Source organism: Martinezella hainanensis (assembly GCF_900094555.1).
GTDB lineage: Bacteria > Pseudomonadota > Alphaproteobacteria > Rhizobiales > Rhizobiaceae > Rhizobium > Rhizobium hainanense.
Genome location: NZ_FMAC01000006.1, coordinates 354874 through 381116, shown reverse-complemented (window position 1 = coordinate 381116; position 26243 = coordinate 354874). Strand labels below are relative to the sequence as shown.

At 59.1% G+C, this 26243-nt stretch carries 26 protein-coding genes and 1 riboswitch; of the genes, 11 read left to right on the top strand and 15 right to left on the bottom strand.

Annotated features, from left to right (window positions below):
* Position 1: 1 nt before the first annotated feature.
* The 6 genes from GA0061100_RS20885 to GA0061100_RS20855 all read right to left on the bottom strand — a co-directional run bounded on the left by GA0061100_RS20885 (position 2) and on the right by GA0061100_RS20855 (position 5328).
* The gene (locus tag GA0061100_RS20885) at positions 2-652 is read right to left on the bottom strand and encodes an urea amidolyase associated protein UAAP2 (protein ID WP_075854643.1); all 651 of its coding nucleotides are present in this window, start codon (positions 650-652) and stop codon (positions 2-4) included.
* A 14-nt stretch (positions 653-666) separates the two neighbouring features.
* Positions 667-1485 carry an urea amidolyase associated protein UAAP1 gene (locus GA0061100_RS20880; protein ID WP_075854642.1) on the bottom strand — a complete coding sequence of 273 codons (819 nt, stop codon included), beginning with the start codon at positions 1483-1485 and terminating at the stop codon, positions 667-669.
* Between the two features lie 2 nt (positions 1486-1487).
* Positions 1488-2309: an ABC transporter ATP-binding protein gene (locus tag GA0061100_RS20875; protein WP_075854641.1), complete on the bottom strand. Its 822-nt coding sequence runs from the start codon at positions 2307-2309 to the stop codon at positions 1488-1490.
* Positions 2306-3124 (bottom strand): ABC transporter permease, encoded by an 819-nt coding sequence (locus tag GA0061100_RS20870; RefSeq protein ID WP_075854770.1) that lies wholly within the window; start codon positions 3122-3124, stop codon positions 2306-2308. The genes GA0061100_RS20875 and GA0061100_RS20870 overlap by 4 nt, the downstream gene beginning before the upstream one ends.
* Before the next feature lie 57 nt (positions 3125-3181).
* Positions 3182-4255, bottom strand: a complete 1074-nt coding sequence (locus tag GA0061100_RS20865) for a putative urea ABC transporter substrate-binding protein (RefSeq protein WP_075854640.1) — start codon at positions 4253-4255, stop codon at positions 3182-3184.
* 74 nt (positions 4256-4329) lie between these two features.
* A riboswitch (guanidine-I (ykkC/yxkD leader) is annotated at positions 4330-4444 on the bottom strand.
* Positions 4445-4659: 215 nt separating this feature from the next.
* Positions 4660-5328: a GntR family transcriptional regulator gene (locus tag GA0061100_RS20855; protein ID WP_075854769.1), complete on the bottom strand. Its 669-nt coding sequence runs from the start codon at positions 5326-5328 to the stop codon at positions 4660-4662.
* A 110-nt stretch (positions 5329-5438) separates the two neighbouring features.
* Between GA0061100_RS20855 and GA0061100_RS20850 the strand changes: the two genes are divergently transcribed.
* From GA0061100_RS20850 to GA0061100_RS20820, 7 genes are all read left to right on the top strand, one after another.
* The gene (locus GA0061100_RS20850; protein WP_075854638.1) at positions 5439-6086 is read left to right on the top strand and encodes a GntR family transcriptional regulator; all 648 of its coding nucleotides are present in this window, start codon (positions 5439-5441) and stop codon (positions 6084-6086) included.
* Positions 6087-6192: 106 nt separating this feature from the next.
* Complete coding sequence (locus GA0061100_RS20845) at positions 6193-7029, top strand: ABC transporter substrate-binding protein (protein WP_075854637.1); 837 nt, start codon at positions 6193-6195, stop codon at positions 7027-7029.
* 70 nt (positions 7030-7099) lie between these two features.
* Entirely contained in the window at positions 7100-7792 is a 693-nt protein-coding gene (locus tag GA0061100_RS20840) for an amino acid ABC transporter permease (RefSeq protein ID WP_075854636.1), read from the top strand.
* 16 nt (positions 7793-7808) lie between these two features.
* Positions 7809-8699 (top strand): dihydrodipicolinate synthase family protein, encoded by an 891-nt coding sequence (locus tag GA0061100_RS20835; RefSeq protein WP_075854635.1) that lies wholly within the window; start codon positions 7809-7811, stop codon positions 8697-8699.
* A 2-nt stretch (positions 8700-8701) separates the two neighbouring features.
* A complete protein-coding gene (locus GA0061100_RS20830; protein WP_075854634.1) occupies positions 8702-11623 on the top strand; it encodes an FAD-dependent oxidoreductase in 2922 nt (973 codons plus the stop codon).
* Positions 11620-12348: an amino acid ABC transporter ATP-binding protein gene (locus GA0061100_RS20825; protein ID WP_075854633.1), complete on the top strand. Its 729-nt coding sequence runs from the start codon at positions 11620-11622 to the stop codon at positions 12346-12348. The genes GA0061100_RS20830 and GA0061100_RS20825 overlap by 4 nt, the downstream gene beginning before the upstream one ends.
* 82 nt (positions 12349-12430) lie before the next feature.
* Positions 12431-12847 (top strand): DUF3830 family protein, encoded by a 417-nt coding sequence (locus tag GA0061100_RS20820; RefSeq protein WP_075854632.1) that lies wholly within the window; start codon positions 12431-12433, stop codon positions 12845-12847.
* 834 nt (positions 12848-13681) lie between these two features.
* Here the strand turns inward: GA0061100_RS20820 and GA0061100_RS20810 are convergent.
* The 9 genes from GA0061100_RS20810 to GA0061100_RS20770 form a co-directional block, all read right to left on the bottom strand.
* Positions 13682-14944 (bottom strand): Zn-dependent hydrolase, encoded by a 1263-nt coding sequence (locus GA0061100_RS20810; protein WP_075854630.1) that lies wholly within the window; start codon positions 14942-14944, stop codon positions 13682-13684.
* Positions 14941-15783: a BtpA/SgcQ family protein gene (locus tag GA0061100_RS20805; protein WP_075854629.1), complete on the bottom strand. Its 843-nt coding sequence runs from the start codon at positions 15781-15783 to the stop codon at positions 14941-14943. Before GA0061100_RS20805 ends, GA0061100_RS20810 begins: the two co-directional genes overlap by 4 nt.
* Positions 15780-16691 carry a ribokinase gene (locus tag GA0061100_RS20800; RefSeq protein ID WP_075854628.1) on the bottom strand — a complete coding sequence of 304 codons (912 nt, stop codon included), beginning with the start codon at positions 16689-16691 and terminating at the stop codon, positions 15780-15782. The genes GA0061100_RS20805 and GA0061100_RS20800 overlap by 4 nt, the downstream gene beginning before the upstream one ends.
* A 5-nt stretch (positions 16692-16696) precedes the next feature.
* Positions 16697-17467, bottom strand: coding sequence for a glutamine amidotransferase (locus tag GA0061100_RS20795; RefSeq protein ID WP_075854627.1), 771 nt, complete (start codon positions 17465-17467; stop codon positions 16697-16699).
* Positions 17468-17493: 26 nt separating this feature from the next.
* On the bottom strand, positions 17494-18582 hold the full coding sequence (locus GA0061100_RS20790) for a phosphotriesterase family protein (RefSeq protein WP_075854768.1): 1089 nt from the start codon (positions 18580-18582) through the stop codon (positions 17494-17496).
* Between the two features lie 5 nt (positions 18583-18587).
* Positions 18588-19595: an ABC transporter permease gene (locus GA0061100_RS20785; protein ID WP_244557907.1), complete on the bottom strand. Its 1008-nt coding sequence runs from the start codon at positions 19593-19595 to the stop codon at positions 18588-18590.
* A gap of 2 nt (positions 19596-19597) precedes the next feature.
* Positions 19598-20395: an ATP-binding cassette domain-containing protein gene (locus GA0061100_RS20780; protein WP_075854767.1), complete on the bottom strand. Its 798-nt coding sequence runs from the start codon at positions 20393-20395 to the stop codon at positions 19598-19600.
* Between the two features lie 89 nt (positions 20396-20484).
* Positions 20485-21426, bottom strand: a complete 942-nt coding sequence (locus GA0061100_RS20775) for an ABC transporter substrate-binding protein (protein WP_075854625.1) — start codon at positions 21424-21426, stop codon at positions 20485-20487.
* Positions 21427-21548: 122 nt separating this feature from the next.
* The gene (locus GA0061100_RS20770; protein WP_143525495.1) at positions 21549-22163 is read right to left on the bottom strand and encodes a cupin domain-containing protein; all 615 of its coding nucleotides are present in this window, start codon (positions 22161-22163) and stop codon (positions 21549-21551) included.
* A gap of 1062 nt (positions 22164-23225) precedes the next feature.
* On the opposite strand from GA0061100_RS20770, the gene GA0061100_RS20760 reads away from it, so the two are divergent.
* From GA0061100_RS20760 to GA0061100_RS20745, 4 genes are read left to right on the top strand one after another with little or no spacing between them, the layout of a single operon-like run.
* On the top strand, positions 23226-24065 hold the full coding sequence (locus GA0061100_RS20760; protein WP_075854622.1) for a transporter substrate-binding protein: 840 nt from the start codon (positions 23226-23228) through the stop codon (positions 24063-24065).
* Positions 24066-24120: 55 nt separating this feature from the next.
* On the top strand, positions 24121-24783 hold the full coding sequence (locus tag GA0061100_RS20755) for an amino acid ABC transporter permease (protein WP_075854621.1): 663 nt from the start codon (positions 24121-24123) through the stop codon (positions 24781-24783).
* A gap of 4 nt (positions 24784-24787) precedes the next feature.
* A complete protein-coding gene (locus GA0061100_RS20750; protein ID WP_075854620.1) occupies positions 24788-25447 on the top strand; it encodes an amino acid ABC transporter permease in 660 nt (219 codons plus the stop codon).
* Between the two features lie 12 nt (positions 25448-25459).
* Entirely contained in the window at positions 25460-26230 is a 771-nt protein-coding gene (locus tag GA0061100_RS20745; RefSeq protein WP_075854619.1) for an amino acid ABC transporter ATP-binding protein, read from the top strand.
* The last annotated feature ends 13 nt before the right edge of the window (positions 26231-26243 follow it).

The window sequence follows — 26243 nt, the reverse complement described above, 5'->3', positions numbered from 1 at the left end:
CTCAAGCCTCGCCGTCCCATACGAGTACGCGGATCGGCGTCGGGTCGAAGCCGTTGCAGGGATTGTTGATCTGCGGGCAATTCGAGATGACCAGGAGCACGTCCATCTCGGCCCTCAGTTCGACATAGTCGCCGGGAGCGGAGATGCCATCGACGATCGTCATTTCGCCTGTGGGTTCGATCGGCACGTTCATGAAGAAATTGATGTTGGGTACGACGTCGCGCTTGCCCATCCCGTGCCTGGAGACTTCGAGCACGAAATTGTCGCGGCAGGCGTGAAGATATTTCGTGCCATGGCCGAAGCGCACGGTGTTGCTTTCGCAGGAGCAGGCGCCGGCCGAGGTGTCATGACGGCCGCAGCTGTCGGCGGTCATGGTCAGCATGACGCGCCCCTCGTTGGAGATGATGCAAGTGCCCGTGGTGATGTAGGCGGCACCCTGTTCGCGCATCGTGTCCTGGTTGGAATAGCGCTCGGAATAATCCCCGGCATTGTAGAACAGCGTGTCGATCGCCTGCTGGCCGTAGCTATCCTCGATGCGCAGCGTCTGGCCTTTGCGCACGATGGTCGAAAACGGCGCCTCGGCGGCGATGAAATGATCCTGCACCGCCTTGTCGAGTGTGCGGGAAGGCGCGGTCTGGATGAAATCGCTCATGATCTTCTCCCGGCTCAAAGATTGGCGAAGGCGTTGTTCTCGAAGCCGCGCACGGCTTCGGCGGTGGCAGTCCGGCAGAGATCGTCGGACGCGACGGGCCGGGCAGCCAGGCGGCTGATGACAACAGGCTTCGGCGCATAATGCGGGCTTGGATCGAGTGGGTGCGGGCAATTGGAAAAGCCGACGATCATGTCCATCTCGGCGCGAAGGTGGACATAGTCGCCATCATGCGAGAGTTCCGGCTTCCATGCGAACTTGCCGTCCGCATCGACGCGGACGGGTGCGAAAAGCGCAAGGGCTGCGGGAATGTCGCGCCGATCCAACCCGGCCTTGGTCGCAAGCAGGATGAAATTATCGCGGCTGTTGCGCTTGCCTTCGCCAAATTTTGCGAGGGTAGAGGCGGCGGTGGAGCCTCCCATCAGGCAATCATGGGCGCCTGAGGAATCCTCGGTCACCGAGAACATGACGCGTCCCATGTCGGAAAAGATCACCCGGCCCTTCGACAGCGCCGTCGTCCATTGCATCTTGACGGTATCGACGAGGTTCAGCCGCTCGCTTGGATCCGCTTCGTTCCAGGCAATCAGCGATACGGTGGAAAAACCCTGCTCCTGCGCGATACGCAAGGTCTCGCCCGTCTTGATAGGTGTCGACCAGTACCAGCCGCCGGGCAGGATTTCCCGGTGGACGACAAGGGCGGGGTCGACGGACGGGGCTGGAAGCGGACTTGGCGCCGGCAATGCCTTGGGCGCGAATTTGAGCCCCTTCCTCTGATGATCTTCATATCGCGCGCGATTGGCGACGATTTCTTCCGGCGAACGTCTGACGTGCTGCATGGCTAAAAGTCTCCCGACGGTGCCAGGTCGTCCCGGCGGTGCCCCAGGGAAGAGACCGGGCCGTCCCGGTCGGGGCCAAAGATCGAGGCTGTGCCGGCGATGCGCGGCGGCCAGATGGAAATGTCCTTGGTGATTGTCGCGCCGTAGCGCTCTTTTTCTTCCGGCCGATCGCGGCGGCGCTCGAAGGCGACGACGCGGGTGGCAAGCGTGAAGGCCTCGCGCATGTCATGGGTCACCATGACCACGGTCATCTGCGTCTCGTGCCAGAGGCGTTTCATCAGCGTATGGATTTCGGCGCGGATGCCCGGATCGAGCGCACCGAAGGGTTCGTCGAGCAGCAACACCTTGGGGCGTATGATGAGCGCCTGGGCAAGCGCCAGGCGCTGCTGCATGCCGCCCGAAAGCTGGGCCGGATACTTGCTCTCCGCGCCGGCAAGGCCGACTTCGGCAAGAAGCGCGCGTGCCTCGTCGATGGCGCTGCGACGAGCCTGGCCGAAGAGCCTTGCCTTGTAGCGCGAGGCGGCAAGTTCCTTGCCTAGCAGCACGTTGCCGAGCGCCGTCAGATGCGGAAAGACCGAATAACGTTGGAAGACCACGCCACGATCGGCGCCGGGTTCCAAGGGAAGGGGTGCGCCGTCGAGAAGGATCGTGCCCCGCGTCGGCTGTTCCTGCCCGAGCAGCATGCGAAGGAAGGTGGATTTCCCGCAGCCGGAGGGGCCGACGAGCGCGACGAAGGCGCGCGAGGCGACGGTCAGCGACACATCCTCGAGCACGATCTGGTCGCCATATTCCTTCCAGACCTTTTCTATCTTAAGTTCGCTCATGCCTGCTTCTCCAGTTCGGACCATGGGAAGACGGCGATGCGGACGCGATCGAGCAGGTAGTTCATCAGAACGGCGAGCAGCGTGATCCAGACGACATAGGGAAAGATCACGTCCATCGACAGATAGCGGCGGACGAGGAAGATGCGGTAGCCGAGACCGGAGTCCGACGAAATTGCCTCGGCGGCAATCAGGAACAGCCAGGCCGGGCCGAGCTGCAGCCTGAGGCAGGTAATGAGCCGCGGCAGGATCTGCGGCAGTACGACGCGAAGGGCGATCTGCCAGGAGGAGCCGCCAAGCGTCTCGGCCTTGACGATCTGTTCACGCGGCAGTTCCAGTGCCTTCAGGGCCAGATCTCGAACCATCGTCGGCGCGACGCCGATGACGATCAGCGCGATCTTCGAGGTTTCCCCAAGACCCATGACGATGAAGAGGATGGGCAGCAATGCCAGCGGCGGCACCATGGAAATGACGGCGACGAAGGGTGACAGAAGCGCCCTTAAATAAGGCAGCATGCCGATCAGCATGCCCAGGCAAAGCGCGATCGCCGTCGATATGCCAAGGCCGGAGAGCAGCCGCACCAGGCTTGCACCGGTATCCGACCACAGCAGATAGTCCCCCGTACGCGGATCGGCGATGAAAGCCATGCGGTTGATGGCGTCGGCAAAGCCCGAAAAATTGGGAAGCAGCTTGTCATTGGCATTTTCGGCAAGCCTTGCGGCAGAACCGATCGAATAGGCGATGATCAGCAGCGCAAAGGGCAGAAGTGTCAAGGCAAGCTGCGCACCGGAACTTGGCTTGGTATTGATCCAACGCATGAAGAGCTCCGCGGAAGGAATGGCTGGCGGCGCTGGCGCGCCGCCGTTCAAGAAGGCTCAGAGCAAGCCGTCGGCGGCGGGTTTCATGTAGGCGTCGGTGAAGCGAAGCTTGATGTTCTTGCTGTCGCCAAGCACCTTGCCGTCGGGCATTTCGATGCCGATGACATCGGCGGAAGGCGCGCCATTGCCGAGCAACCCCTTCTGGAAGAGGAAGTTGCGCACCAGGTCCATGGTCTTCGGCAGGTTCGGCGAGGTGGTGAAGGTGAGCGCGTCGGCGGGCTTGTCGAAAAGCCGCGTTGCCGCGAGCTGCGCTTCGAAGCCCTTGAGGTCGGTGCCCGACTCCTTGCCCATGGCCTCGCGGGCAGCCTTGCCTTCCGGCGAGTCGGCCTTCATGAGTGCGGCCGTTTCATACCAGATGCCGGCGAGCGCCTTGCCGAAATTCGGGTTGTCCTTCAGCACATTGCTGTTGGCGACCATCAGGTCGATGATTTCGCCCGGCACCTGCGAACTGTCGAAGACCTTCTTTGCCGTCGGGTCCTCGAGGATGGTCGAAACCAGCGGGTTCCAGGTGACGACAGCGGAAACATCAGGCGTCTTGTAGGCCGCGACCATATCGGCGTCCGAGGTGTTGACGACCTTCACGTCGCGTTCGCTGAGCTTGATGCTGTCGAGCGCGCGGGCGAGTAGATAATGCGAGACGGAATATTCGACGAGGTTGACGTTCTGGCCCTTGATGTCGGCGAGATTGGCCTTGTCCTTGAGGATGACGGCATCGTTGCCGTTTGAGAAGTCGCCGACGATGACCGCCGTGGTGTCGACACCGCCCGCTGCCGGAATCGACAGGCCGTCCATATTGGTCAGCGTCACGGCATCGAATGCGCCGGCGGTGTACTGGTTCATCGACTCGACATAATCGTTGAACTGGGTGACCTCGATATTGATGCCGTATTTGTCGGCCCATTTCTTGACGATGCCATGATCGGCGGCATAGCCCCAGGGCATCCAGCCGACATAGATCGACCAGGCAACCTTGAAGCTGGTCTTCGGTGCAGCGCTGGCGACGGAGCCGAGCCCGAGGGCAAGCGACACGGACAGGGCTGTGACGGAAAGGATTTTCGAAAAAGTCTGCATTGAAATTCCCCTTTTGCTTTTTTCAAAAAGGGATCGGCAAAGACCATCGCGCCGCCAATCCCTTGGCTTACGAGGTCTCCCGGGCTTTTATCCCGCCGTGCATCCGGTGGGATTTCTCCCCCAGCCGGTGGTGGCTCTCGGACCAGACACGCCTCTGTGTGAAGCGCCGGAACCCTAGCCACCAACTCGACAGACACAAAGCAAGTGGCGTGCCAGATCATAACTTGTTGATTTTGTTTGAGGAAGGGCGCCGCGCCATTGATGAAAATTTCGGCAATCTGAAAATTTGCACGAAGAATGTGCGATTTTGAAGGGCGTGCTGGTTCCTCGTTAGGCAGCGGAAGTGGTAAGTAGCCCCATCAGGACGCGCGCTCGATCTAGCGGGTTCAATGCTTCAAAAGCCATCATTCCAACTGATCTCTCGCAAAAGCAATCAGACTCTCAACGTGGTCGGCGACAGCGAGGCGTGTTTGTTGGGCATCGCCGCATTCCAATGCTTCGATGATGAGCAGATGTTCTGTCGAATCCGGCTTGAGCCGATCTTTCAGTCGATCGATCTCGAACAGGCGCGTGGTGGCGCGCAGTTCCCGCAAGACCTTTGCCATGACCGCGTTGGCGCAATGGTCGATGATGAGATTGTGCAGATTGTCGTCCGATACCCAATGGGCATCTGTGTGATAAGCCGTTGCGTCGAGAAGATCGTTGATTTCACGCCTGACGACGATGAGTTGCCGGCGCGGGATGTTGGGGATTGCCAACACGGCTGCTTCAGGTTCAATCAAAAGTCTCAGGCGCAGGCTCTGCAGATATTCGCCAATATCGACACGGCGAACAACGTAGTTGCGGCCGTCTCCCTTGCGTACCGAGCCTTCACCTTCCAGCCGCTGCAGGGCTTCACGCAAAGGAGTCCGGGAAATGCCCAGGGCCTCGGCAAGCTTCGCCTCGACGATGACCTGGCCGCCTTTCAGCCGGCGATGGCGTATCATGTCCGATACGGCCTTGTATGCGAGCGAGGCGAGATTGTGCTGTCCGCTAGTCGATGTAACATCCTGCAGGGTTGAAATGTCGCTCACCTTTTCCTCGCTCTGCGCATAGCCGACATCGCTGGCAACGAACGGCTTTCCTTGGCGCAATTGGTGTTACATATGATAGCCGAACTCATGAAGAAGCAAAAAGGGGATACATGGACGACCGGATGGACGATGCGGCCGAGGAAAGCCTGGCTGAGGAAACCTATCGGCTGCTTCTGGCAGAAATTCTCTCGGCTCGGCTTGCAGGCGGATCGGTGGTACAGCAAAGGCGGCTGGCAAGTCGATATGCCGTATCCCGCTCGCCGATGCGCCATGCGCTCGGACGCCTCGAAGGCGAGGGGCTGCTTGTCCGCAACGATAAGGGCGTACTGTGCGTGCGCGTCATTACCTTGAAGGATTATCTCGATAGCCTTGCGATGCGCATGTTGCTGGAACCCAGCGCGGCCGCGGTCGCGGCGGGGCGCATGCCGGCGACGACACTGCATTCGCTGGAAGCGATGCTCGATGCAATCGAGGCGGATGCCGAGCCGGATCCGGAATTTGTCTGGCAATTCGACGATGCCTTGCACATGTCGATTGCCGATGCGAGCGGTAATGGTTTCATGGCGGCAACGATCAGCGAAATGCGCCGCTATACGACGATCTTCGAGCGGCAGATGGCTGTCGTCCGGGCCAAGCCCGGCGTTGCCGAGCATCGCGGCATTCTTGCCGCCTTGGCGGGCAGCGATCCCGAGGCCGCGCGTCAAGCGATGACGCGTCATCTCGAGGCGGTTCGCCAAGGCGTTCTCACAAATTTCTGACGGCAATCGAGTCATCTCTTGCATCGATGGGAAAGTGTTGTATAAAACTGGGATCCCAGGTGAATGCAAGTGTCTGGGCATAACAAAAATAACTCCAGAGGTCAGCATGTTTCGATTTTCAATGTCACGCGGCCTGCTCGCCGCTTCGCTTCTATCCTTGACGACATCAGTCGCTTTCGCCCAGTCCTGCACGCCGAAGGTTGCGGCAGGCGATTTGATCACTCCCGGCAAACTCGTCATGTCGACGAACCCGACCTTGCCGCCCCTGCAATTCGTCGATTCCAGCGGCGATCTGAAAGGCATGCGCATCGAACTTGGCACCGAGATCGCCAAACGCCTCTGCCTTGAGCCCGAATATATTCGCATCGAGTTTTCCGCCATGGTGCCGGGCCTGCAATCCGGGCGCTGGGATATGATCGATACCGGTATTTTCTTTACCGAAGAACGTGCCAAGATCATGCAGATGATCCCTTACGAGGATCAGGCGATCAGTGTCTCCGTCGCGCCGGGTTACGACAAGAAGATCGCCGGCAAGGACGATCTGGCCGGCATGACGATCGGTGTGGAAATCGGCGGCTTCGAAGAAACCAAGACGCGTCTGCTCGACAAGGAACTGCGGGATGCGGGCAAGCCGGGCCTGACGATCCAGACCTTCGACAATTTCGCGCTTGCCTACCAGGCCCTTCGCGCCGGTCAGGTTCAAGGCGTGGTCTCGATCGATGCCGTTGCAAAGGACTACGATGCGCGCGGCGACTTCAAGCGCGCCGTGAGCGGCCTCTATCCTGCCCCTGTCGCTCTTGCCTTTAAAAGCCCCAAGCTTGCCGATGCCGTTTCGGCGACCTTGAAGGAGATGAAGGCTGATGGTTCGCTAAAGACGTTGTTCGACAAGTATGGCTTGCCGATGGTGGCGGGCGACTATTCCGTGAAGGGACCCGGCCGCTGATTGGACTGATCGGTCCATCGGAAGGGCTGCGCGCGGCTTGGCCGCGCGCTTCGGAAGGAAGGTTACGTTCATGCAGCTTTGGAGCTGGTCGGGTTTCTTCGGATACCTCTTCAACCCGTTCATTCTCGGGGGTGTCTTCACCACTATATGGCTGACGGTGGTCTCGCTGAGTGCAGGCCTGATCCTCGGATTCGCCCTGGCATTGATGCGGCGTTCGAAGGCGCGTCTGGTTCAGCTGGTAGCCAAGGCCTACATCTGGCTTTTCCGTGGCACGCCGTTGCTCGTCCAACTGATCGCCATCTACACGGCATTGCCGCAGTTCGGCATCCGCTTTTCGGTTGTCGAGGCGGCGCTGATCGGTCTCGCGCTCAACGAGGCGGCCTATCTGGCCGAGATCATTCGTGCCGGTATCGAAGCCGTCCCCGAAGGGCAGGCGAGAGCCGCTCGCGCGCTCGGCATGACCGAGCGTCAGATCATGCGCCACATCGTCATGCCGCAGGCGTTCAAGGTCATCATTCCGCCGCTCGGAAATTCGGTCAACGGTCTTCTCAAAACGACGTCGGTGACCTCGGTCATCTCCATGGAGGAACTTCTGCGCCGCACCCAGGTCCTCATCCAGGAGCGCTTCATGGTGCTGGAGCTCTTCTCGGTAGCCGCCATCTACTACCTCCTTTTGACTACGCTCTGGGACTTTTTCCAGAGCCACATCGAGAAACGCTTCGGTCAGGCAGACTCCCGGCTGTCCATGACGGAAAAGCGCTAGAAGCAGGATAATCGACATGACCAAGAAATTTCGCGGTGTTTATACCGTGATGATCACGCCGCTGGACGAGCATGGTGCGGTGGATCTGAAGGCGCTTGCCGCCTTCACCGATTGGCAGGTTCGCCAAGGCATCCACGGATTGATACCGTTGGGGTCGACAGGAGAATTTCTCTCGCTCAGCGAAGACGAGCGCGATGGCGTTGCACGGACGGTGATCGAAACCGTGGCCGGCCGTGTGCCGGTCCTGATCGGCGCCGGTGCGGAAGACACGCGGGAATGTGTTCGTCTGAGCTGCAAGGCGGAAGCGATGGGCGCAGACGGCGTCATGATTATCCCGCCTTTTTATTCGACCCCGACCGAAGACGAACTGGTGCACCACTATCGCACCGTCGCGTCATCGATCTCCATTCCCATCATGGTCTACAACAATCCCGCAACGGCCAATGTCGACCTGAAGCCGGAGCTGGTGAAGCGGATCGCTGAAATCGATGGCTGTGACTATATCAAGGAGTCGACGCTGGAGGTGACGCGCGTGCGTGATATCATCCGGCTTGCAGGCGACAATATGACAGTTTTCGGCGGCATTCTCGGCTTTGAATCCTTCGTCATGGGCGCGCAGGGCTGGGTGGCGGTCGCTTCCAACATCGCTCCAGGGCCGATGGCGCGTATTTTCGAATTGGTGGCCGACGAAAGGAAGATCGACGAGGCCCGCGCCCTCTATCTCCATTGGCTGCCGATCATTCAGGCCGTCGGCGGGCAGGCCTATGTTGCCGGTTCGAAGTCGCTGTTGCGGCATATGGGTTTTGGCGCCGGTGCGCCGCGCCCGCCGCGTCTGCCTCTACCCACCGAACAGGATGCGGCCATGAAAAAGCTGGTTCAGGATTTTGGCCTGAAATTCGACGCCTGAGGATGCCGTCCGTGTCACCCGCTCCTCGATCCCAAGCAGAGCCGACCATCGAATTCTTCGTCGATGGCCGTTCTCGTCATGCCGTGCACGGCATGACGATTGCCGCGGCGATCGAGGCCAGTGGGCCGCACGGTTTCTCGCGCGGATTGAAGGGCGAGGCGCGCGGGCTTTTTTGCGGCATGGGCGCTTGTCATGATTGTCTCGTGACCGTCGACGGCAAAGTCAGCCAGCGCGCCTGCATGACCACCGTCGAAGCTGGCATGCATGTTCATAGGCCATCTTCGCGTCCGGCTATCGCGTCCGGGCAAATTGCAGATCTCTGCGGCGTCCCGGCATCTATCGCAACCATGGAGATGGATCTGCTGGTCATTGGCGCTGGACCAGCCGGTCTTGCCGCTGCAGAAGCGGCTGCCAGCGCCGGTGCGAAGGTAACGATTGTTGATGAACGCAAGATTGCAGGCGGCCAATACTATAAGCAGCCTGCGACGTCGACGGCCGTGGCGCAGCTGGAACACGACGCGCAGGCACGCGAAGGGCTGGACCTGATCCGAAGTGCCAGCAAGGCCGGCGTGACCCTGATCGACGAAACGGTCGTCTGGGGCGCTGAAAACGGGGAAGGCGCTACCGTTATCGCCTGCTATCGCCCATCGGGCGCATTCTATTGCAGGCCTCGAATGATCGTGATTGCAACCGGCGCCTACGAGCGACCATACCCGGTGCCTGGCTGGACGCGCGCGGGCGTCATGACGACCGGGGCAGCGCAGACCCTCCTGAGAAGCTACGGTACGGTACCGCGCGGCAGGATCCTCATCGCGGGTAATGGGCCTCTCAATATCCAGGTCGCCAATGAGATCCATAGGGCGGGCGGCACGGTGGTCGCGCTGGTCGAAGCCGCAGCGCCGCCATGGTCGAAGCCTTTCGAGGCTTTGAGCTTATTGAAGCTCGGTGGCGGCCTTGCCATCCACGGCGCCCGACAGCTTGCGATTTTGCAGGCAGCCGGTACCCCGCTCTACTGGGAGAGCAGGATTGCCTCCATTGATGGACCCGCCGGCGTCCACTCCGTCATCGTATCCGGCCCGAAAGGTGACAGGAAACTGGACGCAGATACTGTCCTTATCGGCGGCGGCTTTGCTTCCTCGAACGAGCTCGCGCGGCTACTGGGTTGCGGCCACGCAGTCGCCGATGGCGAGCTTGCGGTTACGAGCGCCGATGATGGCGAGACGACGCGTTCTCACATTCATGTCGTCGGCGAGGCTGCACGCTTTGGCGGTGCCCATATTGCCAGGGCGCAAGGCCGGCTGGCCGGGCTCGCGGTCGCGCGCAAGCTGGGTCTTGGCAGCACATCCGATCATGAAGCCGAACGCAGGCTTGCCCGCCATCGCGCGTTCCAGGTCGCTCTCTGGACGACGTTCAAGCCGTCAATCGCCGATCGAGGCGGGGCGCTTGCCGATGAGACGATTATCTGTCGTTGTGAAGGCGTAACAGCCGGCACCTTGAAAGCGATCATTGCAAAAGGTGCAGCGGATATCGCCACATTGAAGCGACTTTCGCGCGCCGGCATGGGACGCTGCCAGAGCCGTTACTGTGGTCATATGCTGGCTAAGGTCGCAGGCGAGAGGCGCAACGCTGGAGAGACGCAGGGCTTTTTGGCGCCGCAAATGCCGTTGCGGCCCATTCCCCTGGCCGCCCTTGCAGTCGAAAAGCCCGAATGGGGAGGACACAAGCGCGCAATGCTGCCCGAGAAGCAGCCGTTGCAATCGGCTGAGCCTCTGCCGTTCTCGGAAACATCGACCTTGGTGATCGGGGCAGGGATCGCCGGTCTATCGACCGCGCTTTTTCTTGCACGCGAAGGTGAGGACGTTGCGGTTGTCGAACGCGCCTTTGCCAATTCGCTTGCCTCCGGAGGCAATGCTGGCAGCTTGCATGCGCAGCTTTTATCCTTCGATCACGGCGTGCGTGCCGAAGGTGGTGGCGGGCCGGCGGCGCAGACGCTGCCCTTGCAGCGCGATTCCATCGCCCTTTGGGCCGCCTTGCAGCGGGAGCTCGGCTGCGATTTTGAGATGAAGGTGACCGGCGGCTTGATGGTTGCCGAGAGCGAGGCGCATATGCGTTTCCTTGCCGATAAGGTCGCCGTTGAGCAACGCGCCGGTGTCGAGTGCCGCCTGATCGATCGAGACGAGTTGCGGTCTTTGGAGCCGGCATTGTCACCCGCATTCGTCGGGGCCGCCTATTGCCCGCAGGAAGGCAAGATCAACCCGCTCGTCGCGACACAGCATATCCTCGAAGCCGCTCGCGCAAGGGGAGCGCGCCTCATCGAGAAATGCGAGGTCGTCGCCATTGCGGCGCATGCCTCCGGTTTCGAGGTGGCGACGTCGCGCGGGACAATCAGGGCGAAACGCATCGTCAATGCGGCCGGCGCCTTTTCTTCGCGCATCGGTGCTATGCTCGGGCTCGACATTCCCGTCTTCGGCGCACCGCTGCAGATGGTCGTCACGGAGGCGGCTGCCCCATTGATAACCTGCCTCGTTGCTCATGCCGATCGCCATCTGACATTGAAGCAGGCAAGCAACGGCAATTTCATCATCGGCGGCGGCTGGACGGCGGGCCTCGATCCGGTGCATCAGCATCCTCGCCCGCTGTTGTCGAGCCTTGAAGGTAATCTCTGGGTGGCCCAGCATGTGGTGCCGGCGCTGCGCAAACTCCATGTGATCCGTAGCTGGGCGGCGATGAATATCAATATCGACGGCGCCCCCATCCTCGGCGAACATCCGCTGCAACCCGGCTTTTTCAACGCCGTGACCTCCAACGGCTATACGCTCGGCCCCCTGGTCGGCCAGCTTACCGCCCAGATCGTCCTTGGCCGCGAGACCGGCAGGGCGCTGCAACCCTTTTCCATCACTCGTTTTACGAAAGGCCGCTCATGATCGAGATCAACGGCGTCTCCAAATTCTACGGTACCTCTCAGGTCCTGAAGAACTGCAGCGTCAAGGTCGAGCGCGGCGAGATCGTCGTGGTGTGCGGCCCATCCGGTTCGGGCAAGTCGACCTTGATCAAATGCGTCAACGGCTTGGAGCCCTTCCAGGAGGGGTCCATCCAGGTGCACGGGATCGAGGTGGGCGATCCGAAAACGGATCTGCCGAACCTGCGCACGCGCGTCGGCATGGTCTTCCAGAATTTCGAACTCTTCGCGCATCTCAGCATCCTCGATAACATCATGCTGGCTCAGAAGATCGTGCTCGGACGCAGCCCGGCGATGGCCGAGGCCAAGGCCATGCAGTTGCTCGATCGCGTCGGCCTGATCGATCATGCGAAGAAGTTTCCGAGCCAGCTTTCCGGTGGTCAGCAGCAGCGCGTTGCCATAGCCCGCGCGCTCGCCATGGACCCCTTGGCGATGCTTTTCGACGAGCCGACGTCTGCGCTTGATCCGGAAATGGTGTCTGAAGTGCTTGACGTCATGACCGGCCTGGCAAGGGACGGAATGACGATGATGGTGGTGACCCATGAGATGGGTTTTGCCCGCCGCGTGGCCACCCGCGTCATCTTCATCGACCAGGGCGAGATCGTCGAAGATAGGCCGAGTGAAGAATTCTTCACCGCTAGTCACAATCCGAGGACGGAAGCCTTCCTCGGCAAGATCCTCCGGCATTGATGGATGCTCACGTGCGGCGGAAATCGCACCGCCTCGACCAGAACCGACCACAATAGAGACAACCGAAGCAAGAGAGAGTGGAATGAAGCTGAAGATCACTGCCGGCCCGTTTGAATTCGATGCCGTGCTGGAGACGGCGAAGGCGCCCAAGACCTGCGAGGCCTTTCTGAAGGAGATACCTTTCGAAGGAAAAATCGTGCACGTACGCTGGTCGGGCGAGGGCGTGTGGATTCCGCTCGGAGAACGAGATTTCGGCGTATCTTACGAGAACCATACCAGTCATCCTGCCCCCGGGCAGATCATTCTTTATCCCGGCGGCATCAGCGAAACGGAAATCCTGCTTGCCTATGGCGGCGTCGATTTCTCGTCAAAGATGGGGCAGCTTGCCGGCAATCATTTCATCACGCTTACATCGAACCTCGACAAACTACCGGAACTGGGCCGCCTGGTGTTATGGGAAGGTGCTCAGGACATCAGGTTTGAGGAGATTTCTGGGTAATTCGGCGCGGGATGGTTATCCTTGCTATGCGATGATCCGCCCGCAATAGCCTGACATCGTCGGTTAGTTGCCGAATTCTCCATGTAGACGGACCAGCTCTGTTGTTCCGTCGAGCATTTCAGGCCAAGGATGGGTGCCGTAATAAAATCAGGCTCCCAAGTGGACACCCGTATTTTGACGCGTAGTATGAAGCCATTGCCATCAATCTCTAGATGCTCATGACCACAGGCCAACGTGTGAACCGGGTGTCTCAGGAATACGAGGAATTCTATGCCGCTTCCGAAACCGGCAGAAATGTCGCAAGATCCTGACCTTCGCGCCACCCTTCTGAAATGGGCAAGAAAATTCGTCGACTCGGAGGCTGCGGCCGATCGCGTTGTGCAGCGAACCATCAACGTGATCTGTGATAATCCGGAGCTTTTGGACGGGGCTCATATGAACGAAGCACTTTTCGCTCTTTTGCGTCGCTACGCCTTCGACGAGAATGATTTGAGAGCAAGCAGACAATCCGGAAGCGCGAGTCCAGCCTTCGACGACACGAGCAACAAAGAGGATCTTCAAACGGAATAGTAGCTTCTACGGCAAGGTCTTATGTCATCAACTTGCCTATCTGGGCGCGCCGCCAGATTCATAACCCCCTCAAGAATACCTGTTTGCGGGCTGTCCTCTCTAAAGTGTGGACGACAGCCGCCTTACCATGGTTCCCACAGGCACGGGACTGTGCTCGTTGGGGTGTCAGTACTTCAGCGATTGGCTGAGCATTTGGGCAGCCGGCGACCTGCATACCAAACCATGAACGTGGGGCTATTGGAACGCTGTCATCGTCGGCCGCCTCTAACCGTTGGTGTGCATTATTCCCCCAGCTAAAGAAAGGGTGGTTTCAAGCAGTACCTTTGCGCCCGTCTCAATATTTTCCGGGGTAACGAATTCAGCCTCGTTATGACTGATGCCGTCTCGGCACGGAACAAAGATCATTGCTGTCGGTGCAACGCGAGCGATAAAAAGTGCGTCGTGGAAAGCTCCCGAGACCAGCTTCATGCTGGAAACGTTGAGCCTTTCACAAGCGTTGTCGATCAAATCCACGATTGCCTTGTCGAATTTGCCGGGCGCCAAGTCGAAGCGCCTTTCGGTATGCACATCGACCATATGTCGTTCCGACGACACCCGGCATTCCGCAATGACCTGAGCCTCGATGGAGGAAAGCATGCCTTCCTCCGGATGACGAATGTCGACCGTGAACGTGACCTTGCTCGGGATGACATTGACCGAACTGGGTTCAACGGTCATTCGGCCAACCGTCAGCCGCGCCAGTGGATCGGCGGGCATGACGACTTGCTGTAAGCGCGCGATTGCGCCGATCGCTGCCGCCATCGGATCCCTGCGGAATTCCAGTGGTGTCGTACCGGCATGAGCCGCTTCGCCGGTGAAGGATATCTCCAGCCACTTGGTTCCCTGAACGCCGGTGACGATGCCGATCGGCACGCCCGTGCGCTCAAGCACAGGGCCTTGCTCGATGTGCACTTCAACGAAGGCGGAAACGGAATGGCCAATCGGCCGCGTCACAGCTTCCGGCAGCGCATTCAATGTAGCCGCCAGTTCATCGCCAAATCTTACTCCGTCGACGCCATGCATGTCCTGCCAGCCCAGTATGTCGCCCGCGCCGACAAAGGCCATTGAACCCATGCAGCCGGGAGAAAAGCGGCTGCCTTCCTCGTTGGTCCAGGACGCGACTTCGATGGATCGTTCCGTAACGACATCCGCGTCCTCCAACGATTCCAGTACTTCGAAGGCAGACAGCGTGCCGAGCGCACCATCGAACCTACCTCCTGTAGGCTGACTGTCGAGATGGCTACCGATCAGCACGGGCGGCAGTGAGGGATCGCTCCCCCCGCGCCGGATGAACAGGTTGGCAACCGCATCCTGATAGATGCCAAATCCCCGTGCAACGGCCAGTTCCGCAAGCAGCCGTCGGGCTGCGCGATCGTCCGCGCTCAGCGCCTGACGGTTCACCCCGCCTGCTGGGGTCGCTCCGACGGCTGCAAAATCGGCAATGCGCTGCAGTAGGCGCGGCGCATTGATCTTCGGGTATGCATTCATCGGCGGATGCCTGCCACGAAGTTCGTCACGCGCAGCGGGTCGACCGCATTCCACCAGACGCCGTCATATTTCAGCGAGCTTGCTATGATCACGCCATCGGCAACCGACAGAATATCGTTGCTATTTTCCGGCGTCACGCCGCTGCCGACAAGCGTCGGCAGGCCCGCTGCTTGCTTGATCATGCTTATGTAATCGAGATCCGCCGCATGCCCTGTCCTTTGCCCCGTGGCAATAACCACATCCGCGTCGAAGAAGACGAGATCCTTGACCTGTTCCCCGACCGGTCGGTCCGCAACGATGGCATGCGCTCCATGTTTGACATGGGCATCGGCGAAGATGCGGATACCATGGGCATTGAGCCGCGCACGATAGCGCATCGCACGCGCGGCCTCTCCCTCGATGAAGCCTTCATTGGCGATATAGGCGTTTGCCCATTGATTGACACGAACAAAGCCCGCACCTGCCGCACTGGCGATCGCAAGCGCGGGGATGGCGGCATTGGCAAGAACATTGATCCCGATCGGCCGGTGAAGTTCACGGCGGATGCGATCCGAGACGACGGCCATATAGGCCGAGGTTTCGGGACCGATATCATCGGGCTTCGAAAATGGAATGTCGCCATGGTTCTCGATGATCACTGCATCGCAGCCGCCGGCAAGATAGGCGCGGGCATCGTCGAGGCCACGCTGGTAGACTGTCTCAATCGCCTCTCCTGAATAGCGTGGCGCTCCGGGAAGCGGCGCCAGGTGAACGACGCCGATGATCGCCTTGTCACGCCCAAAGAGATCGATGAGCGCGTTGCCCTCCACCTGCCCGATTGGCTTCATTGTCCCAGTCATGTGTTTTCCAGTTCTGATATCTTTATGATTTCCGAAAATTCCGCTCGCGAGGGATAGGAGGCGAGCGTTCCAAGACGAGTAACTGAGATGGCTGCGATCTTGGTTGCCACCCTTGCAGCCGCAACCAAGCTCTTTCCCTGCGCGAGCAAGCCAACGAGGGTACCTGCAAAGCAGTCGCCGGCGCCGCTGGTATCGACAGCGGCGCTTTCGGGCGTGTCAAGAACAAGAGGTGCATCATCCTCCCGATCCCAAACGAGGCTACCCTTGCTTCCCAGCGTCACGACCACGCTTCTGCCCCCTTTGTCGAAGAGCAGGTCTGCAGCAGCAGAGGTCTCCACGCCTGTCAACGCCGAGGCTTCACCTTGATTGACGATGACAAGGTCCACATCGGCAAGATCCTCGACGTGTACGTCTGACAGGGGGCTCGGATTGAGCACCGTCTTCAGGCCCGCCTCTTTGGCAAGTTTCAGACAGACAGCGGTGGCCAACCACGGCAGATTACCCTGCATCAAGAGGATGTCATCCTTCCTCCAGGTCTGGGCCAGATCCGTCTGATGGATCGGATCGAAGCCTTGCGCGCAGGCGACGGCACTGACGATGGCGTTTTCCCCACCTTCTTCCAGCAGGATCGTCGAACGATCGGTGGCAAGAGGCAGGCGGATCAGTCGATCGACATCAAGGTCGCCCGCCAGCATCCTTGTCATTTTCTCGGCGATATCGTCATCGCCGACCGGCGCCCAGAAGCGCACATCTGCTCCGCTTCGGGCCGCCGCAACGGCTTGGTTGGCACCCTTGCCTCCGAGGCCCTCAATCGCCGAGGTCGCGTTGAGCGTTTCGCCCGGGCGCGGCAGGCGCGGTAAGCGGAAGCTCGTATCGACGCAGACATTGCCGACGACATGGAGGCGCATGGCGGTCAGTCCTTGGCTGTCGCCCAGGCCAGCATCTGCTCGAACAGGGTCTTGTAGCCGTTCCAGCTGATGAACTCGGGTGGCAGCCAGTGCGGGCCGACATCCGACGTCCAGACAAGCGTCTTGCCCGCGCCATAGGTGCCGGTCACCAGCAGCGGCTGCGAACCATATTCGCTGGAAACGGTCGCAAGGACTTCTGCACCCTGTTTGACGACGACCTCGTTGAATCCGAGAAGATAAGGCCAATCGCTTCCCAGCCCCTTGAGAACGGGATGGTCGGCATTACCCGATACGATCGGCGTGAATCCCTCGGGAACCTCGACGCGGTCATCAATTGACAGGCAGCTTACCGGCAGCACGTCCTCGACCGGCGTTTTATGGTAGCGCGCACCCCCATTGATGCCCTGGAAGCTGTAGTAGCCGCCGAACATCAACAGCGCGCCGCCATTTGCCACATAGTCGCGCAGCAGCTTCAGCCGGTTCGGCGTCCTCCTGGAATGAATCCAGGTATCCGGGTGCAGCAGCAGGGTGTTTGCGCCGATATCGGATAGAACGATCGCTTCATATTCCGCGAGCGCTGCGGCTGTCAGCGGAAAATCGCGCTGCGCCTCATGGGCCGGCATGAAGGTGACGTCAAAGGCACTGTCCCTCAACGCCTTCAATAGCTCGTCGGCGCCAGTGTGATAGGTAACCGTCGGAAATTGGTCGAAACCCTTGATGTGGGTGGCGGTCGAAACCCACGATTCACCCGCCAGAAGAACCTTTTTCTTGCTCATAACTGCTCCTTGAATGCACCCAGCCTTCAGGCCGAGGCGGAAAATACCGATTGGGGATTGGTGATCAGCATCTGGTCGATTGCCTGCTGATCGACACCGTGACGCTTCAGTCGCGGCAGGAAATGCTTGAGAATGTAGCCGTAACCGAAGCCGCCATAGCGGGTCAGCATGATCTTGAGAAAGACGTCCTGAGACAGAAGTAGCCGATCGGCAAAGCCCAAGTCGACGAGCGCCCGGATCGCCTTGGCGTTCTCCTCATCCGACGGCGATTGGGCATCCTGATCGGCGTAATAATAGTCCATGCCGATCATGTCGTATTCCAGGAAAGCGCCACGTTCCGCGAGGCTCTTTTGATAATCAAGATCATTGTGGCTGGGATTCATGTGGCAGAGCACGGTGTGACGCAGATCCGCGCCTTCTTCCTCGACCACATCCAGGACGCGGTGGGCAAGGCGCTCCCATCCTGGCAAATGGATGGATAAAGGTAGACCAGTCAGCCGCGAGGCTCGCGCCGATGCCCGCAGGGACTTCTGCTCTTCGGCCGTAAAATCCTTGCTGATGCCGACCTCGCCGATGATGCCAGCCATGATGTCCGGCTGGGTCTCGCCACCGCCGACATCGTTGACGATGAAAGCCGTGACCTCGTCCAGATCCATGCTTTTCAGCCATTCTGGATGCGTATGCTCCAGATAGAAGCCCGTACCCATAATGATTTTCAGACCGGACATGCTGGCGATGCGGCGCAATTGTTCGGCATCGCGCCCTATGCCAAAGTTGGTGGTTTCGACCACGGTGTGGCCGCCGAGCTTCTGGAAGCGGCCGAGTTCGGCGAGCGCTAGATCCCCATTATCCAGCGAGACGTTGTCGCGGTTCATATAGGGGTTCATCCGCAATTCGCCGATGATCTCTATCCCCACGGGCCGTTCGGCGATCGCCTTTTCATCGGGATGGCAGGGGCATTTCCACGAACTCGCCCCATCCAGAAAAATGTGCTCGTGCATGAGCGTCACGCCCATATCCGCGACGGGGATCGGGCCTAGTACGGTCATAGCATATCCGGTTTGAACGCCGATGGAATGTTGCGTTTTGGCGTTGTCCGAAAAAAGATGATCCATCATGCTCAACGGCTCCTCGTCGCGCCCTTGAAAAGGCGGAAGTTCAGCCAGATCGCCACAAGGATGATGACGCCGGTTACGATCGGCGTGAAGAAGGGTGACATGTGCGAGAGGATCAAACCATTGGCGATAACGGCGACGGTCAATGCTCCAAGCACCGTGCCGACGAGCGAACCGCGCCCACCGAAGAGGCTCGTGCCGCCCAGCACCACCGCGGCAATGACATCTAGCTCGAAGCCTTGGCCGGCGTTTGAAGAGCCGGAGCCCAGACGCGCGGCAAGAATGATCCCAGCGACAGAGGCTGCGACACCCGATATCACATAGACGAACAAGGTGACCCGTCGAGTGTTGACGCCGGCGCGACGTACCGCCTCGGCATTGGCGCCGATACCGGTAACGTATCGCCCGAAGGGCGTTTCGTTGAAGGCGACATAGGCTGCGACAAGGGCCACGATCGCAATCATTGCAGGTACGGGAACGCCAAAGAACCAGGCCTGGCCAATCGCCGTGAACGGGCTTTCCGGAGCGACCGGGATCGAGTAGCCGCCGGTAATGAGGAGCGCCAGGCCCCGGATGACCGATAATCCCGCCAGCGTGACGATGAAGGCGGGGATCCGCTCGTAAGCGATGAAATATCCCTGGATCAATCCAGTTGTCCCACCAAGAAACATCATCAGAACAACAACAAGCGGCCATGGGATTCCGGCCTGAAGGCAGGCAGCCGAAAGCGTTGCGGCAAGGGCCAATACGGATCCAACCGACAGATCGATACCGCCTGTGGTGATGACGAAAGTCATTGCCGCCGCCACGATCAACAAGGGAGCGGATTGCCTGACGACGTTGAGAAGATTGGGCGCGGTCAGAAAGACATTGGTGAACAGGGAGAAGAAAACGCAGACTGCGATGAAAAACAAGGCAATCGAAACGATACCACCATTGGCTATGGCCTTGTCATACAGGCGCGCCTTGCGCAGGCGAGACGACGGGCCGGTTTGGGTGTGAGAAGACGTCATGGTCATGCGGAAGCGCCTCGCTCAGTGGATTGACCGGCCGAGCGCGCAGAGAACTTACGACCGACGATCAGGTTGACGACCTCTTCGATATTCGTTTCTGCGATAAGGCGCTCGGCCACGTTCCGTCCTTCGTACATCACCTGGATGCGATCACAGACGAGGAATAGATCCTGGAGACGATGCGTGATCAAAATGACGCTGACGCCCCGCGCGCTGACCGCGCGGATGAGCTCCAGCACCGCCTCCACCTCGGCAACCGCCAGCGCTGCCGTCGGCTCATCCATGATGAGGACCGACGGGTTAAATGACGCCGCTCGTCCGATCGCAATCGACTGGCGCTGGCCGCCTGAAAGATTTTCGACCTTCGAATACGTGTCCGGAATGACGATGCCGAGCCCTTCCAGCATATGGCGCGCCCGTTCATGCATCGTCTTTTTGTCGAGGATCGGAATGCCCGCAAGCTTCCATTTCGGCTCTCGCCCAAGGAAGAGATTGCCCGCCACGTCGACCGTGTCGCAAAGAGACAGGTCCTGATAGACCATCTCGACATGCGCAGCGCGTGCGTCGGCTGGCGAAGCAAAGGAAACCGGTTTGCCGTCAATCTCGATCGTCCCTGAATCCGGGATCACCGCACCCGAAAGGACCTTGCTCAAGGTTGATTTTCCGGCGCCGTTGTCACCGACAAGGCCAAGAACCTCGCCCGGTTTCAAGGCCAACGATACATTGTCCAGCGACTGCATCGTGCCATAGCGTTTGGAAATACCGGTCATCTTGACGCGGTAGGTATCAGCGTTTGTCATATCAATGCTGCCTTGCGGAAATGGCCTCAGCCATGATGCCACAACGTCATGGCCGAAGCGATCGGCCATGACGTGACGAGGTGCGGGAGTTACTTGAACATGCCCCGGAACTTGTCGACATTCTCCTTGGTGACGATAGTCACCGGCACATTGATGATTGGATCGATCTTCTCGCCCTTTTTCACTTTGACGAGCGCTTCGACGGCCGCCTTGCCTTCGCCGGCAGGATCCTGCTGGATAACGGCTGTCACCCAACCCTGATCAATGCCCTCGACCGCCTGCTTGGTCAGATCCCAGCCGAAGACCTTCACGCTGCCCGTCTTGCCCTGGCTGGTGACGGCCGCAACAGCGCCAAGGAGTGCCGGCTCACCGGTCGCATAGAGTGTCGTCATGTCGGGATTGGCGGTGATGAGATTTTCCGCTGCGCTAAGCGCGACATCCTGCACGTTCTGGCCGTCTACTGTATCGAGGAAATCGACCTTCTGGCCACCCGTCTTTACCGCAGACTTGAAGCCGTCGAGACGTTGGTTCTGGATAAAGGAATTGAGTGCGCCGACCACGCCGACTTTGGCGCTACCGCTCATCTTGTCCTTGACGTAGTCGGAATAGAATTTGCCGATCTCTTCGCCCGCCTTGGTATTGTCAACACCCACGAAGGCGATATTGTCGCCGTTGGGAATCTGAGCATCGATGGCGATAACGGGGATGCCGGCCTTCTTGGCGGCGGTGATTGCCGGTTTGACACCGTTTACGTCGATGGCAACCAAAATGATGCCGTCAACCTTCTGAGTGATGTAGTTCTCGATGGCGTCATTTTGTGCGCTCGGAACGTTGTTGGCATTGAATATGACAAGATCGGCGCCGGCCTTCTTTGCCGCCTCCTTGGCGCCATCATTGATCTGGTTGAAAAACAGAGCCTGCTGATTGATTGTCACCAGAGCCAGCGTATTCGCTATCGCGGCGCCGGGACTGCAGGCGAGGGTGAGCGTTGCGCCAAGCGCGCAAGCGAACAGGTATTTGTTAAGACGCATGATTGTTCCCCATGTTTTTGGATTGCATGGAGAGTATTCAAGTAACTTGAATTCTTGTCAAGTGACTTGAATTGATGATTTTGACGATGATCGCGAGTTCGCTCCCGTGACAGCTGCGGGAGCTAAAAAGTCGCTGGCGTGTTGACCCAGAAGATGCTCGCGCGCTCAGCACCGACATTGCGATACCAGTGGGGAAGTTCCGAGTTGAAGACGAAACTGTCGCCGATGGAGAGCCGGAACGTGCGCTCACCGACCATAAGTTCGATTTCGCCGGCAAGAACGTATCCGACCTCCTCGCCGATATGCTGGATCGGTCCGGCACTTTGACCGCCGGCTTCAATGTGGTGGATGTTACATTGAAGTAGATGACCTTGCGAATAAGGGATAATCCGTTCGAGAGAAATGCCTTCCCCTCTGCGCAATGGGTCCAGCCCGATTAAAGGCCTTGTTCCGGAACGAAAGACGATACCCTCTTCACCGTCGGCCTCCTCGAACATCCAACCAATATTCGTACCCAGAACACCGACAAGCCGGTGCAGCATCGGCAACGAGGGCGAAGCCTTGCCATTCTCGATTTTCGACAGCAGGCTTTCAGAGCAATCCGCAGCCAAGGCGAGAGCCTTGAGGGTCAAGCCACGGGTTTGTCGGGCGAGCCTCAGGCGGCCTCCAAGCCGTGTCGGATTGGTCAGTATCTTTTCCTCGTTGTCTTCTCCCGATTGCCCGGGGGATCCAATCATATTCATGGTTCTGGCATCGCTGTTACAAAATCAAAGCTTAACGCCAGCCCTTTGCATCTGTCTAGGCGTCTCAAACGGGCGTGGCATGCACCATGAGTTGGTGCTTGCAGATATCCCATATTTTATCCCCGTGCCGTTTGGCAGTTAAACGTGAGAATGCGTTCGTTACAGCAGCTCTTGCCGGTTAATGGGTCTTCCACATATGTGGGGCGTATATGGACCCTGCCCGATTGCAACAAGCCTGGCAAATTCTGGATATCAGATCACAATTGCGGACGTATATTCGGCTTCTTGATGCAGCGGCGACATTCGCCGCGCGAGCCTCGATGGGGTTTCGCACGCTTTCACCTCAATGGCCCGAAGACATCGGCGATAACGCCATGCCGGTCCATATGTCAGGCTCAGGAAGCGACAGTCGTGACCATATTCCATCCATTGCCACTTGCTGCCCCTGTAGGGCGTGTAAGCTTCTTCCCGTTATCTCATGCCACGGCTTCGCCAAGGGATTGGCGCATCTCGTAGCCTTCGTTTCCCGAAAGCATCGCTCAAACAATATGGGCGTTTTGTTCGCCAGTGCGCGCGGTCGCCTGAGCTTGGCTTGACCGAGGATATTCCAGGCAATCAGTGCACCGGTAATGGCGTCGCTGACCTGCCTATGGCTTCGGCTTCCCACATTTCCTTGTAGCTGATGCTGCAAGCGCCGGACTGGAGATGCATTTCAGCGATGGCAGGCAGCTTGTGGGTCTCGATATGCGGCGAACCCACAACCTATGAGGATCTGCATAACTCTGAAAACGCTCGATATTTCCCTTCGTTACATCCAGATCAACCATCGCGACCGGCGTATCCATCTCACTGGAATGTTGCCGCTCGAGAGCATGGAATCCTCGGCTCGAAGAATGCTGCGCCGCCAAAAAAGCAGCCAGCATCGTTCGCTGCAGATTTTTTGGGCAGTCTCTATTGACAATTCATTTCCGATGCAGCTTCCTATGAAAATCCAATAAAATAGACTTGCGTCTGGTATATTGGACATAAAAATGTTTCATAAGAAAGGGGAACGCGATGACTATTTCTTTCCGTGCCGGCCTGATCGCCCTGGCCGCCGTTGCAGCACTTTCCACACCGGCTTTGGCCGACGGCAGCAAACTTGATGAAGTACTGACCCGCGGCCACCTGATCATGGGAACCGGCAGCACCAACGCGCCGTGGCACTTCAAGAGCGCCGACGACAAGCTTCAGGGCTTCGACATCGACATGGGCCATATTATCGCGAAGGCTCTATTCGGTGATCCGGACAAGATCGAATACGTCAACCAGTCTTCCGACGCACGTATACCCAACATCACGACGAACAAGGTGGACATCACCTGCCAGTTCATGACCGTGACCGGCGAGCGCGCCCAGCAGATCGCCTTCACCATTCCCTACTATCGCGAAGGTGTGGGCCTCATGCTGAAGGCAGGCGGCCAGTATGCCGACTACGCCGCGCTTAAGGCTGCGGGCTCGTCGGTCACGGTGTCGGTGCTTCAGAACGTCTACGCCGAAGCCATGGTGCACGCGGCACTCCCGGATGCGAAGGTAGACCAGTACGACTCCGTCGACCTGATTTACCAGGCGCTTGAGTCCGGCCGTGCTGATGCGGCTGCGACCGACCAGTCCTCGCTCGCCTGGTACATGACCCAGAACCCCGGCAAGTACAAGGACGCCGGCTACGGCTGGAATCCGCAGACCTACGCATGCGGCGTCAAGCGCGGCGATCAGGATTGGCTGAACTTCGTCAACACCGCCCTGCACGAGGCGATGACGGGCGTCGAGTTCGATGCTTATGCGAAGTCCTACAAGACCTGGTTCGGCAAGGACCTGACACCACCGCAAATCGGCTTCCCGGTCGAATTCAAGTAATTGACTCCGAGGGGGCGGGGAAACCTCGCTCCCTCCTTTCGAAGGGCAGCCCGAGATGGGTTATACGCTGAATTTTTCCGCGGTCTGGCGCAATTTCGATTTTCTCATAAGTGGCCTGACGCTGAGCCTGGGGCTGGCGGTGATCTCGATCTTGATCGGCGCTCTGCTCGGCCTGATCGTGGCGTTCGCCCTGCTTTCCAGGAAAAGCATGGCTGCCGTTCCGGCGCGCTGCTACGTGACTCTGATCCGCAACCTGCCGATCCTCGTGCTGGTGCTGTTTGCCTATTTCGCGCTTCCGCAAATGGGCTTCAGGCTCGACAAGATCAAAAGCTTCGTTCTGGTGCTCTCGCTTTATTCGGGCGCCTATCTGGCAGAGGTCTTTCGGGCCGGGCTGCTTTCGATCCCGAGGGGGCTGACAGAAGCCGGCCTGGCGATTGGCCTGACCTCCAACCAGATCCGCACCTCTATCATCGCGCCGCTGATGTTCCGCAATGTCCTTCCGTCATTGTCCTCGACGATCATATCACTGTTCAAGGATACGTCGCTGGCAGCAACGATTGCCGTTTCGGAACTCACCTTCGCGGCCCGTAAGATCAATGTAGAGAGTTTCCGCGTCATCGAGACATGGATGGTGACCACCGCCCTTTATGTCGCGACCTGTCTTCTGATCGCTGCCGCGATGCGCTTTGTCGAGCGCCGGCTGGCCCTGCCGAGGTAAGCCGATGTCACACACTTTCCTGGAACAGCTCTGGATTGCCCGCTTCGTCATCCTCAACGGTTTGATGATGACGGTTTCCATCTCGCTGCTCGCAATCCTGGCGGGCTCTGTCGCTGGCGTCTTCGTCGGGCTGGCGCTTGCCTATGGCAATGCCGTGCTCCGGCTGGTCGTCCGGGCCTATACGGATATCATCCGAGGCACGCCGGTTCTCGTCCTGGTTCTCGCCAGCTACTATGTGTCGAGCGCCGTCGGCGTCGATCTGGGGCCTTTCTCTGCCGGCGTATTGGCGTTGGCGGTCTTCTGTTCGTCCCACGTCGGCGAGATCGTACGCGGCGCGCTTCAGGCGATACCGCGCGGGCAGACCGAAGCCGCCAAGGCGATCGGACTGACCTTCGGGCAGACATTTACCTCCGTCCTGTGGCCGCAGGCCTTGCGCCAGTGCCTGCCGACCTGGGTCAACACCGCCGCGGAGATGGTCAAGGCATCGACGCTGCTGTCGGTCATTGGCGTGGCCGAGCTGCTCTTGCGGACGCAGGAGATCATCTCGCGTAACTTCATGAGCCTGCAGTTCTATTTCTTGGCGGGTGCCCTCTATTTCATCGTCAACTTCGGCATCGAGCGCTTCGGCAAATTCGTCGAGCGTAAGACCGCCCTTCCATCCTGAGGAAGCTGACCAATGGCCAAGACCATGCTTGAAATCAAAGGTTTGCGGAAAACCTACGGCAACCACGAGGTGCTCAAGGGCGTCGACTGTTCGGTCGAGGAAGGCGAGGTCATCTCGATCATAGGCTCTTCGGGATCCGGCAAGACCACCATGCTGCGCTGCGTCAATATGCTGGAGGAGTTTCAGGGTGGCACGATCAGCCTCGATGGAGAGGAGATCGGCTATCATATCGAAGGGACTTCGCGCCGCCGCAAGAGCGAAAGGGAGATCGCCCGCCAGCGTGCCCTGACCGGCATGGCGTTCCAGCAGTTCAATCTCTTTCCTCACATGACGGCTGCCGAAAACGTCATGCTCGGCCTAATCAAGGTGAAGAAGACGCCGAAGGCCGAAGCCCGGTCGATCGCCGAGCGCTGGCTCGACAGGGTCGGCCTTTCGGCGCGCACCAATCACTATCCGGGTCAGCTCTCCGGTGGCCAACAGCAGCGCGTCGCGATCGCGCGCGCAATCGCGATGTCTCCCCGGCTGATGTTGTTTGACGAAGTGACCTCCGCCCTCGATCCCGAACTGGTGGGGGAAGTGCTGCAGGTCATCAAGGGACTGGCCGCAGATGGGATGACGATGCTGCTCGTGACCCACGAGATGCGTTTTGCCTACGAGGTATCGTCAAGGGTCATCTTCATGAACCAGGGGGTCATCTGCGAGGAAGGCGACCCCAGGGAAATGTTCGTGAAGCCCAGGACCGAGCGGCTCGCCGAGTTTCTGAAGACTTCAAGTTTCAACTAAGCAGGGAAGTGAA